At 44.7% G+C, this 11,862-nt stretch carries 9 protein-coding genes and 1 riboswitch; of the genes, 6 read left to right on the top strand and 3 right to left on the bottom strand.

Features of this window, described 5'->3' with window-relative positions:
- Positions 1-31: 31 nt before the first annotated feature.
- The 6 genes from murQ to ABDD94_RS01485 all read left to right on the top strand — a co-directional run bounded on the left by murQ (position 32) and on the right by ABDD94_RS01485 (position 8,668).
- On the top strand, positions 32-844 hold the full coding sequence (murQ, locus tag ABDD94_RS01510) for an N-acetylmuramic acid 6-phosphate etherase (RefSeq protein WP_345954400.1): 813 nt from the start codon (positions 32-34) through the stop codon (positions 842-844).
- A gap of 97 nt (positions 845-941) precedes the next feature.
- Positions 942-1,508: a hypothetical protein gene (locus tag ABDD94_RS01505; protein ID WP_345954399.1), complete on the top strand. Its 567-nt coding sequence runs from the start codon at positions 942-944 to the stop codon at positions 1,506-1,508.
- A gap of 72 nt (positions 1,509-1,580) precedes the next feature.
- On the top strand, positions 1,581-2,306 hold the full coding sequence (locus ABDD94_RS01500) for a Bax inhibitor-1/YccA family protein (RefSeq protein ID WP_345954398.1): 726 nt from the start codon (positions 1,581-1,583) through the stop codon (positions 2,304-2,306).
- 113 nt (positions 2,307-2,419) lie between these two features.
- Positions 2,420-2,534, top strand: a riboswitch (SAM riboswitch).
- Between the two features lie 150 nt (positions 2,535-2,684).
- Entirely contained in the window at positions 2,685-6,359 is a 3,675-nt protein-coding gene (gene metH, locus ABDD94_RS01495; RefSeq protein WP_345954397.1) for a methionine synthase, read from the top strand.
- Between the two features lie 61 nt (positions 6,360-6,420).
- Positions 6,421-7,377, top strand: coding sequence for a methylenetetrahydrofolate reductase [NAD(P)H] (gene metF, locus ABDD94_RS01490; protein ID WP_345954396.1), 957 nt, complete (start codon positions 6,421-6,423; stop codon positions 7,375-7,377).
- 58 nt (positions 7,378-7,435) lie between these two features.
- Complete coding sequence (locus ABDD94_RS01485) at positions 7,436-8,668, top strand: hypothetical protein (protein ID WP_345954395.1); 1,233 nt, start codon at positions 7,436-7,438, stop codon at positions 8,666-8,668.
- Here the strand turns inward: ABDD94_RS01485 and ABDD94_RS01480 are convergent.
- The 3 genes from ABDD94_RS01480 to ABDD94_RS01470 form a co-directional block, all read right to left on the bottom strand.
- Entirely contained in the window at positions 8,665-9,270 is a 606-nt protein-coding gene (locus ABDD94_RS01480) for an HAD family phosphatase (RefSeq protein WP_345954394.1), read from the bottom strand. The two genes, ABDD94_RS01485 and ABDD94_RS01480, sit on opposite strands and share 4 nt — an antisense overlap.
- Before the next feature lie 57 nt (positions 9,271-9,327).
- Positions 9,328-10,632, bottom strand: a complete 1,305-nt coding sequence (thrC, locus tag ABDD94_RS01475) for a threonine synthase (RefSeq protein WP_345954393.1) — start codon at positions 10,630-10,632, stop codon at positions 9,328-9,330.
- 189 nt (positions 10,633-10,821) lie between these two features.
- Positions 10,822-11,841 (bottom strand): homoserine kinase, encoded by a 1,020-nt coding sequence (locus ABDD94_RS01470; RefSeq protein WP_345954392.1) that lies wholly within the window; start codon positions 11,839-11,841, stop codon positions 10,822-10,824.
- Between the last annotated feature and the right edge of the window lie 21 nt (positions 11,842-11,862).

The following is an 11,862-nucleotide window of genomic DNA, read 5'->3' as shown; positions in this document are numbered from 1 at the left end:
CCGAATTTTGTTACAGATTTGTAAGAATAAAATGATCAACACAACCGAGCAGGAATCACATTATAACCGGCTGGAGCAACTACCTGTTGCCGAGCTTTTACAACACATAAACCAGGAAGACAAAACTGTTCCGGATGCGGTTGAAAAAGCGTTGCCACAGATAGAAAAACTGGTAGAGGCGGTTGCCGGGCGCATGAAAGCCGGGGGGCGTTTGTTTTACATTGGTGCAGGCACCAGTGGCAGGCTGGGTGTAGTAGATGCCTCGGAGTGCCCACCCACATTTGGCGTACCCTTTGATTGGGTTGTAGGTATTATTGCCGGTGGTGATGGCGCTATACGCAAGGCCGTAGAATTTGCCGAGGATGATGAGGACCAGGCCTGGCTTGACTTGCTGGAATACAACATTACCGATAAAGACGTGGTTGTGGGCATTGCAGCATCGGGCCGTACGCCGTATGTAATTGGCGGCTTGCGTAAAGCTAATGAACAGGGCCTGGCAACCGGCTGCATCGTTTGTAATGCGCAAAGCCCTGTAGCTGCCCAGGCTCAATACCCAATTGAAGTGGTTACTGGCCCTGAGTTTTTAACCGGCTCAACCCGCATGAAAGCCGGAACCGCCCAAAAGCTGGTTTTAAATATGCTGAGCACTACCGTAATGATACAATTGGGCCGGGTAAAGGGTAATAAAATGGTGGATATGCAGTTAACTAATCATAAACTGGTTGATCGCGGAATTCGAATGATAATGCAGGAAACCGGTTTAGAAGAAGATGCTGCCACCGAACTTTTAAATGAACACGGGAGTGTACGTAAGGCGGTGGAGGCACACCTTGCAGGAAAGTGATTTGCAAATATGCAGATGTGCATTTGAGCAAAAGGGAAGATTATAAAAACCGGCAGATTTGAATTTGCATATTGAAATCTGCGTATTGGAATAAAAAATGCACGAAATAGAGCCATACTACAAATGGAGGGATGATTATGTAGCCGCAGAGGATGAGTATTCGCCTTTTTATGCTACAGTGTACAACGAGTTTGAATTTGATAAGCAGATATATAACTATTTGCTGCACCCACAATGGGATTCATTTGGCTCTAATACATTATATTTAAAAGTACTGTATGCCGATTATGATCGCGGCTACGTTATTATAGAGTTTATTGGCGAGTGGAATGATGCCATCAATAACGACATTATGTTGCTCAAACGCGAAATCATGGAGTTAATGATGGATAATGGCATCAATAAGTTTATACTTATTGGCGAGAATATCCTGAATTTTCATTCATCTGACGACTGCTATTACGAGGAATGGTTTCAAGAAGTGGAAGACGGCTGGATTGCCGGTATCAACTTCAGAGAACATGTAATACGGGAATTTAAGCAAAGCAACATCGACTATTTTATCAACTTTGGTGGCGGGCTGGACGAACTGGGCTGGCGCACATTAAAACCTTTGCAGGTTTTTAAACGGGTTGAAGAACAATTAATGCGCAGGCTTACCTAAACTTTAAGCCCTTTGGGCTGTCTAATAAGTACAATAAAAATTATCATACCTTTAACCTGATTAATTAAGAAAATGGAAAATACGAATTATCAATACGAGGATGTCATTCAGCTGGATGACCAAGCCTCATCGCGCCGGTTTATTGCCAATGTGTTTATGTGGATGTTTGTGGCATTAGGTATTTCGGCAGTTTGCGCCTACCTGTTTGCAACTGATGCAAATCTGCTAAGCAAATTTGTTGATTTAAACACTGGCCGTCGTACCGGCTTAGGTACTATTATTATGTTTGCCCCTTTAATATTTGTAATGATTATGTCATTCGGGCTAAACAAAATATCAGCACCGGTGCTTACCCTGCTGTTTGTGGTTTTTGCTGCCCTTATGGGTACCAGCCTTAGCTTTGTGCTGTTGGTTTATACATCTTCGTCGGTATTAGGTGTATTCATTACGGCCTCTGCTGTTTTTGGCATTATGGCGGTAGCCGGTTATACTACCAATCAAGATCTAACCAAATTTGGCTCATTAATGATTATGGGCTTAATAGGTATGATCATCGCTTCTGTTGTAAACATGTTCCTGGCCAGTCCGGGTTTAAGCAAAGCCATTAGCTATATTGGTGTAGCGGTGTTTGTGGGCTTAACTGCTTATGATGTGCAAAAGCTAAAACGCATAGGTGCCGGCTTGGAGTTGGGTATGGCTGATGCTAAAAAGATGGCCATTATGGGTGCTTTAACCCTGTATATGGATTTCATCAACCTGTTCTTATCCTTATTAAGAATATTCGGCAGCCGCAGATAACGTTAAATAATTATATAACAAGAGCTGCCCAAAAGGCAGCTCTTGTTGTTTGGAAGCTATTTTGCTTAAAAACTGGCATTTGCAATTCACAACGCTATTTTGCAACTTTGCAATGCTTATAGAGAAAGATGGAGGGACTGGACCCTGCGAAGTCTTAGCAACCTGTACTTACAAGGTGCTACATTCTACTTAAAACCATTCACTAAAAGGTTTTAAGACGGATAAGCGAAAGTCAAAATCCAATACACCGACTTTTCGATATAAGCATGTAATAAGATTTGAGCTATCAGATATGAAACTGACAGGATTTTGCATGCGTTTGCAAGTAAATCCTACGCTTTATCTCACATCTCTTGCCTCACATCTCATATCCAAAATATGGACATAAAAAACGAGTTAAAGAAACGCATATTAGTAATTGACGGCGCCATGGGAACCATGATACAGCGCTATCAGTTAACGGAGGAGGATTTTCGCGGGGAGCGTTTTAAAAATCATCCATCCGATTTAAAGGGCAATAACGACCTGCTGAACCTTACACGCCCTGACGTAATTAAAGCTATACATGGCGAGTACCTGGATGCAGGTGCCGATATTATTGAAACCAACACATTTAGTACCCAGCGTATATCACTGGCCGACTATCATATGGAAGAGCTGGCTTACGAGCTAAGCTATGAAGGTGCCCGTTTAGCCCGCGAGGCGGCTGATGATTATACTATTAAAACGCCCGGCAAGCCGCGCTTTGTAGCCGGCGCTGTCGGCCCTACCAACCGCACCGCTTCCCTTTCGCCCGACGTGAACGACCCGGGCTATCGTGCCGTTACTTTTGACGATCTTGCAGAAGCGTACTATGATCAGATTAGAGGCTTGGTTGACGGTGGCTCAGACCTGCTCTTAATCGAAACCATATTTGACACGCTGAATGCCAAGGCAGCCCTGTTTGCCGCCCAGCGCTATGCACAGGAATCGGGCAAGAACCTGCCCATCATGATTTCGGGTACCATAACCGATGCCTCGGGCCGCACCCTATCGGGCCAAACGGTGGAGGCTTTCTGGAACTCCATACGCCATGCCAACCTGCTATCGGTGGGATTAAACTGCGCTTTAGGGGCTAGAGAGATGCGACCATATCTGGAAGAACTCTCTAACAAAGCCGATGTATATATTTCAGCTTATCCAAATGCAGGTTTGCCTAATGAGTTTGGCGCTTATGACGAACAACCGCATGAAACCGCCCACCAGGTCGATGACTTTATGCAAGCTAGCCTGGTTAATATTGTAGGCGGCTGTTGCGGCACCACGCCCGATCACATTAAATGCATTGCCGAACGGGCAGCTAAATACTCGCCACGGCAACTACCAACGCTTGAGCCTTATATGCGCCTCAGTGGTTTAGAAGCCGTTACCCTAACGCCTCTAACCAACTTTGTGAACGTAGGCGAGCGGACCAACATTACCGGTTCGCCCAAGTTTTCAAAGCTTATACTGGCCGAAAACTATGAGGAAGCCCTCACAGTTGCCCGCCAGCAAGTAGAAGGTGGTGCCCAGGTGATTGACATTAATATGGATGAGGGCATGATTGATTCGGAAGCCGTAATGGTTAAATTTCTGAATTTGGTGGCCTCCGAACCTGATATTGCCAAGCTGCCCATCATGGTCGACTCCTCTAAATGGTCGGTTATTGAAGCCGGTTTAAAATGCTTGCAGGGTAAGGGTATTGTAAACTCAATTTCGCTAAAAGAAGGTGAAGACAAGTTTAGAGAATACGCGCGCAAGATACTGAACTACGGTGCTGCTACGGTTGTAATGGCGTTTGATGAGCAAGGGCAGGCCGATAATTATGAACGCCGTATAGAAATTTGTAAACGATCTTACGATATACTGGTGAACGAAATTGGCTTTCCACCGGAGGATATCATTTTCGACCCTAACATCCTTACCGTTGCCACCGGTTTGGAAGAGCATAATAATTATGCTGTTGACTTTATTAACGCCACCCGTTGGATAAAAGAAAATTTACCACACGCCAAAGTAAGCGGTGGTGTGAGTAATATATCTTTCTCTTTCCGCGGTAATAACGTTGTACGCGAGGCTATGCACTCGGCCTTTTTATACCATGCTATACAGGCTGGCATGGATATGGGCATTGTAAATGCCGGTATGCTCGAGGTGTACGAGGAAATTCCTAAACCTCTTTTAGAGCGTGTAGAGGATGTACTACTCAACCGCCGCGAGGATGCTACTGAACGCCTGGTAGAATATGCCGAAACGGTAAAAAGCAAAGGCAAAGAAATTGTACGTGATGAAAGCTGGCGTAATGAACCGGTACAAAAGCGACTCTCGCACGCACTGGTAAAAGGTATTGTGGAATATATTGATGTCGATGTGGAAGAAGCACGCCATCAATACGAACGCACGCTGGAAGTTATTGAAGGCCCCCTGATGGACGGGATGAACATTGTAGGCGACCTGTTTGGCGCCGGTAAAATGTTTTTGCCACAGGTGGTAAAATCGGCCCGGGTAATGAAAAAGGCCGTAGCTTACCTGCTGCCCTTTATTGAAGCCGAAAAGCTGAAAAACGCCGATGGCAACCAGCGCAGCAATGCTGGCAAGGTACTTATGGCCACCGTTAAAGGCGATGTGCACGACATTGGTAAAAACATTGTAGGCGTAGTACTGGCTTGTAATAACTTCGAGATCATTGACCTGGGCGTAATGGTGCCCGCCAATAAAATTATAGAGGAAGCTAAAAAACATAACGTAGATATTATTGGCCTTAGTGGTCTGATTACGCCATCGCTTGATGAAATGGTACACTTTGCCAAAGAAATGGAACGCGAAGGGTTTACTATCCCATTAATTATTGGGGGGGCAACCACCTCTCGTATTCATGCCGCAGTTAAAGTAGCGCCGCATTATTCGGGCCCTGCCATACATGTGCTGGATGCATCGCGCAGTGTAACCGTGTGCAGCACTTTGATGAGTAAGGAGAACCGCGACGAGTACATACAAACCATTAAAGACGAGTACGCCAAAGCCCGCGAAGCACACCTGAACAAACGGAACGACAAACGCTTCCTCACTTTAGAAGAAGCACGGGCCAATAAGTTTCAGCTGGATCTGGATGGCTCAGTAGCTCCGGCACCGTCTTTTACAGGCACCAAGGTATTTCAAGCATATCCGCTAAAAGAACTGGTTCCTTATATAGATTGGACGCCGTTCTTCCATACCTGGGAACTGCGCGGTAGCTATCCGAAAATATTTAACGATAAGAACGTGGGCATCGAAGCTAAAAAGCTTTTTGACGATGCGCAGGAGATGCTGCAGAAAGTCATTAATGGAAACTTGCTGCAAGCCAACGGCGTAATCGGTTTCTGGCCGGCCAACAGCGTAGGCGATGACATTGAGCTGTACAGTGATGAAAGCCGTACACAATTGCTAACCCGCATACACACCCTGCGCCAGCAAGGCGAAAAGGTTAAAGGCGAACCATACTATGCCCTGGCCGATTTTATAGCACCTAAAGAAAGCGGCGTGCCCGACTACTTTGGCGGCTTTGCCGTAACCACAGGTATTGGCTGCGATGAACTGGTAGCTAAATACGAGGCCGACCATGATGATTATAACAGCATTATGGCCAAAGCCATCGCCGACCGCCTGGCCGAAGCCTTTGCTGAAAAAATGCACGAACTTGTACGCCGCGAGTATTGGGGCTATGCCAAAGACGAGCAACTGGATACTGAGCAGCTTATAAAAGAACAATACCAGGGTATACGTCCGGCACCAGGTTACCCTGCCTGCCCGGAGCATACTGAAAAAGTAACCCTCTTTGATTTGCTGAAAGCTGAAGATAATGCCCATATGCACCTTACCGAAAGTATGGCAATGTTACCCACCGCCTCGGTAAGCGGCTTTTACTTTTCTCACCCCGAGTCGAAATATTTTGGTTTAGGTAAGATAGGCAAAGACCAGGTTGAAGACTATGCCAAGCGCAAGAGCATGTCGGTAGAAACGATAGAAAGGTGGCTGGGACCGAATTTGAATTATTAAGAAATTCTATCTGCAGAAAAATATTTACAAAAACTGGTAGCACAAACAGTGCATTTATAACATGAAAATAACGGAGCACATCCAAAACGCCAACGGCAAAACACTTTTTTCTTTCGAGCTTCTACCGCCTATTAAAGGGCAAAGTATGGATGGTATATATAAAGCAATAGATCCGCTAATGGAGTTTAAGCCTCCGTTTATTGATGTTACCTCATCACGCGAAGATTTGTTTTATAAGGAAACGCCCGATGGTAATATACAAAAAGCTACCTACCGCAAACGCCCGGGTACTGTAGCCGTGTGTGCGGCCATTAAGCACAAATATGGGGTTGATACTGTTCCACACCTTATTTGCGGTGGTTTTACCAAAGAAGAAACTGAATATGCATTGATCGACCTGCAATTTTTAGGCATCGATAATGTACTGGTACTACGCGGCGACGCCCGCAAAACCGATCCAGGGTTTATACCTACTCCTGGTGGCCACTGTTATGCTACCGATTTATTGGAACAAGTAACCAATATGAACAACGGTATATACTTGCACGAGTACCAGGACACCTCTTACAAAACAGATTTTTGCATAGGAGTAGCAGCATACCCTGAAAAGCACTTTGAATCGCCCAACCTAAAAACAGACTTCAAGTACTTGAAAAAGAAGATTGAGGGAGGCGCTGATTTCATAGTGACGCAAATGTTTTTTGATGTGAACAAATACAAGGAGTTTGTTAAGCTATGTCGTGAAAATGGCATCAATGTGCCTATTATACCCGGTTTAAAACCCATAACTACAGCCAAGCAATTAATTAACCTGCCCAAAATATTCCATATCGATATTCCTGAAGATTTGAGCGATGCCGTACATGCCTGCAAGAATGACAAAGATGTGAAAGAAGTAGGCATAGAGTGGATGATTAACCAATGTAAGGAACTGGTTGAATTTGGTGTACCGGTATTGCATTTTTACACCATGGGCAACCCTGAACCCACCAAGCGCATTGCCAGAGAGATTTTTTAAGGTTTACATGAAGGCGTAAGTATTTAATTATATTTATGCCTTCAATCTGAAACTTTTCATGAAGCAAATTAGCTTAACGCTTTTTATTCTTATTTTTCTGTTTGCGGGTATAGGTCACGCGCAATCCAACTACAAACCAGGAATTGTCATTCAATCAAAAGGCGATACGCTGAAAGGCCTTATAAATTATCGTGAGTGGAGTAGCAGTCCTGAGTATTGTGAGTTTAAAACCGATTTATCACAAAAGGCCCAGAGATTTTACCCTAACAGTATTCAAAGTTTTGAAATTGCCGGTTTAGAAAAATACCTAGCCTATAGTGGCCGAATAAGCATGGACAAAAACGTTTTTCCTGATGTTTCGCCAAGCCTTGACACCACAACTACACCAGACACCATATTTCTAAAGTTTGCGTACCAAGGCAGGCAAGTAAGCTTACTAGAACAAACAGATAACCTGAAACAGCGCTTGTTTATATTGGAAAATGGCAGGCAGCCGATGGAACTGAAGTTTTATCAATACTATAGAAATGATAATAAGCTTATGGTGGTTAACCTTTTTCAGGAATCTTTGCTTCGGCTTGCTGAACGTTACAACAGTACAGATCGTAGCTTAATAAGCCAGATAGAATATAGCCGGTTTTCTGTATCAAATATAACGTCTATAATAAAGAAAATCAATCAGGACAATAGTAAAACAGGCACATCAAATACCCGCTTTTATGCAGGTGTGATATTGGGGCAAGCTAAAACTGTTTTTAGCGGCACAACACCTTTTAACGGCACTTCTTCGACAGATTTTATGCCAGGTCTGAGTGCCGGACTAGACTTCTTTACCAATATAAACACCCAGAAAATGTTCTTTAGAGCGGAGCTTTCAGTCTGGACTACGCGTGCCAATGTAACTAACGCAGTGCCGACGGCTTATCTGGCCACATCACAGCAACAGCAGTATAAGTTTGAGCAGTATACCGCAAGTTTAACGCCCGGAGTATTCTGCAATATTTATAATAAAGAAGGTTTTAAAGTTTTTTTTGGTGTTGGTGTCAGTTTCAATTTTTCGATTTACAATAATAATCAGTTGAGTTTCGCCGAAACTGTTTATCCAAATTACTATGACTTAGAAAAGCTTTGGATTAACTTCCCCCTCCAAACCGGCGTAACTATTACAAAGAAGTGGGACGTTTTTGCCCGCTATACACCACCAGTTGCGTTTGAACGTTATAATACAATTTCAATTAGTCACGAAATGTACGGCTTAGGCGTTTATTATCATTTTAGCAAAATCAATTAAAGTAATGCCTGCTCTTTAAACCAACCTTCCAGCTGTGCAGCATTCTGAAAATGCAGGCTTTTAATACCTAACTCTTCAGCGGCTTTTACATTGCGCAGGTTGTCGTCTATAAATAACGCTTCTTCAACTTTTACATGGTAGCGGTTAAGCAGTGTGTAGTAAAAATCGGGGTTAGGCTTGCGGATCTTTTCAATGCCCGATACCACTATTCCGTCAAACCAGTTCAGAAAATCGTAATGCTGCAAGGCGATCTCAAATGTTTCGGCCGACCAGTTAGTTAGTGCATACAGCTTGTACCTGCCGCTGCCTTTCAACTGTTTAAATATTTCCACCGTGCCTGCTATAGGTCCACCCAGCATTTCTTCCCAACGGCCGTAAAATGCACGTATATTCTCCTCATGCTCCGGAAACTGCTGCACTAATATAGCTGTGCCTTCGGCTAATGAACGGCCGGCATCCTGTTCCTCATTCCAGTCGGGCGAGCAGATATGGGTCAGGAAATGTTTCCGCTCTTCCTCGTTGGCAATTAGCTTGTTGTAAAGGTGGTTAGGGTTCCAGTCGATAAGTACGGCACCCAGGTCGAAAATTATTGTGTTAATCATGTAATAAGATAGTCTATTCGCATAGGCAAGACACTATAGCATGACGCATAAGCCACCTTATTTATTGCTTAACAGATAGCTTTTAAAGGATTTGAAACTATTATCTAAACTAACTGCCTGCTTTGCTTTGCTTTCCAGCTCCTTTACCTGTGCCGGCACCTCAACCCTGGCCGCAATCTCTTGTGGGAAAACGTCCGGAAATTTACAGGGGTGCGCAGTAGAAAGGAATACGCCGGGCACATTCTTAAGTTCTTGCTGCCACTCGGTTAATGCGCGCCAGGCAATAGCTGTATGCGGGCAAACCACGTACTCGTACTTGTCAAATACTTGCTGCATCGACTCGCGTGTTTGTTCGTCGGTATAACTATAGCCGGTCATCAGCGTTTTCAGTGCCTCGGCATCTTCCTTAAATAAATCGGCAATGCGAGCCCAATTGCTGGGGTTACCCACATCCATAGCGTTAGAGATGGTGGGAACCGATGGTTTGGGTGCATAAACGCCAGTTTTAAAGAAAGCAGGCACCGTATCGTTGGCATTGGTGGCGGCTATAAACTGTTTAACGGGCAAGCCCATTTTCCAGGCTAGCAGGCCGGCGCCTATATTACCAAAGTTGCCGCTGGGCACACAAAACGCCACCTCTGTTTTGCCGGCACGTAACAGTTGTGCATAAGCGTTGAAATAATAAAAGGTTTGTGGTATAAGCCGTGCAATGTTAATGGAGTTGGCTGATGTTAACCGATACGCACTATTCAACTCATCATCAACAAAGGCTTGCTTAACCAGCGCCTGGCAATCATCAAAAGTTCCGTCGATTTGCAGGGCGCGTATATTTTGCCCATTGGTAGTTAACTGTAGTTCTTGTATATCGCTCACCTTGCCTTTGGGGTACAAAATAGTTACCCGTGTGTTTGGCACCCCTAAAAAACCAAGGGCAACTGCTCCGCCTGTATCACCCGAGGTAGCTACCAACACATCAAGCTGTTTTTCGCCCTGTTGTAAAAAATAGCTCATTACCCGGCTCATAAAACGGGCACCAAAATCTTTAAAAGCCAATGACGGGCCATGAAAAAGCTCCAGCACATAAACGTTCTCTTCTAATTGTACAACCGGTGCATCAAAATTTACGGCATCCTCAATCAAGGCTTTTAAATCATCCTCAGGAATCGCTCCGTTAAGCATATGCCTGGCTACTTCAAAAGCAATTTGCGGCAAGGTATAGCGTGGTAGTTGCTCAAAAAAGCTGTTAGGCAGGCGTGAAATATCAACCGGCATATACAGGCCTTTATCCTGCGGCATGCTGTTAAAAACAGCGTCTTTAAATGATACCGCTGCTGACGTGTTATTGGTGCTATAGAGTTTCATTTGATTTCGGAATTCGGATGTTCGATTTCGGATTTATTTATTGTCATCCCCAACGTTAGTGAGAGATCTTTTCAAATTGGTTAAGCTTATCGCTTAATAAAGATTTCTCACTATCGTTCGAAATGAGTTTTATAATTCGTTTACTGATGGCAGCTAATAGAAGATCTTGTTCTTAGCTCCTGCTCTCTCCTACAGTACCCTCGGCCCGGCATCATTAATGGTTGATACGTAGGTATGGGAATTGATTTTAATACCGGTAAGATGTTGCTGAAGCGCCTGCGTAATTTTAAGGGCAGTCTCTTCATCGCGTGTAAACGCAAATACAGACGGGCCTGAGCCAGATATACCAAAGCCTACAGCTCCGGCTTGCATGGCCAGATCACGCATTACATAAAAATCAGGGATCAGGATAGAGCGTACCGGCTCAACCAGCACGTCTTGCATGCTGCGGCCAATCAGGTCAATATCATGCGTATAAAGACCGCTTATAAGTCCGGCTATGTTGCCCCACTGCGTAACAGCATCTTTCATTTGTATGGTGTTGCGAATAATTTTACGCGCTTCGCGGGTGGGGACATCCACATCAGGGAAAACAATGGCGCAATACAAACCTGCAGGGTGCGGCAGGCGTATCACGTCCAGCGGCTCATAGCTGCGGATGAGTACAAAGCCGCCCAGCAGCGCTGGCGCCACGTTATCGGCATGACCATGCCCGCAGGCCATTTCTTCGCCTTTTATGGCAAAGGGCAGTAGTTTGGCTACGTCCCTATCATCGCCCAGCAGGGTTTTAACGGCAAACAATCCAGCCACCGTACTAGCCGAACTTGAACCCAAGCCACTACCTATAGGCATCTTTTTGTGCAGTTCAATATCCAGTCCCAAATCGGTACGGCCAATACTTTCTAAATAATGCTGTACACTAACACTGACTGTGTTTTTTTCCGGACTTAGTGGCAAACGGCCATTATCGCCGGTTATTTTACTAATAGTGATTCCGGGTTTATCGGTAACCCGCATCACTACCTCATCGCCCGGCTCATTAACGGCAAAGCCCAGCACATCAAAACCACAAACTACGTTGGCTACCGTAGCCGGCGCAAAAACTTTGATCTCGGTACCCGGGGACGGGTTACCGGTTGACTGATATTGGCTGTTAGCTGAATCCAAGGCTTCAATTGGCTTTGCCGAGGCGTTTACTTCTTGTTCCATTTTATGTTATTTCAAAAGTCT

Origin of the sequence: Mucilaginibacter sp. PAMB04168 (assembly GCF_039634365.2) — a bacterium.
In the GTDB taxonomy this organism is placed as follows: Bacteria; Bacteroidota; Bacteroidia; order Sphingobacteriales; family Sphingobacteriaceae; genus Mucilaginibacter.
This window is presented reverse-complemented; position numbering and strand designations above follow the sequence as displayed.

Bases quoted from the DNA above. Each gene is read 5' to 3' on its own strand.
- murQ (WP_345954400.1), top strand. From the start codon at position 32: ATGATCAACACAACCGAGCAGGAATCACATTATAACCGGCTGGAGCAA.
- ABDD94_RS01505 (WP_345954399.1), top strand. From the start codon at position 942: ATGCACGAAATAGAGCCATACTACAAATGGAGGGATGATTATGTAGCC.
- ABDD94_RS01500 (WP_345954398.1), top strand. From the start codon at position 1,581: ATGGAAAATACGAATTATCAATACGAGGATGTCATTCAGCTGGATGAC.
- metH (WP_345954397.1), top strand. From the start codon at position 2,685: ATGGACATAAAAAACGAGTTAAAGAAACGCATATTAGTAATTGACGGC.
- metF (WP_345954396.1), top strand. From the start codon at position 6,421: ATGAAAATAACGGAGCACATCCAAAACGCCAACGGCAAAACACTTTTT.
- ABDD94_RS01485 (WP_345954395.1), top strand. From the start codon at position 7,436: ATGAAGCAAATTAGCTTAACGCTTTTTATTCTTATTTTTCTGTTTGCG.
- ABDD94_RS01480 (WP_345954394.1), bottom strand. From the start codon at position 9,270: ATGATTAACACAATAATTTTCGACCTGGGTGCCGTACTTATCGACTGG.
- thrC (WP_345954393.1), bottom strand. From the start codon at position 10,632: ATGAAACTCTATAGCACCAATAACACGTCAGCAGCGGTATCATTTAAA.
- ABDD94_RS01470 (WP_345954392.1), bottom strand. From the start codon at position 11,841: ATGGAACAAGAAGTAAACGCCTCGGCAAAGCCAATTGAAGCCTTGGAT.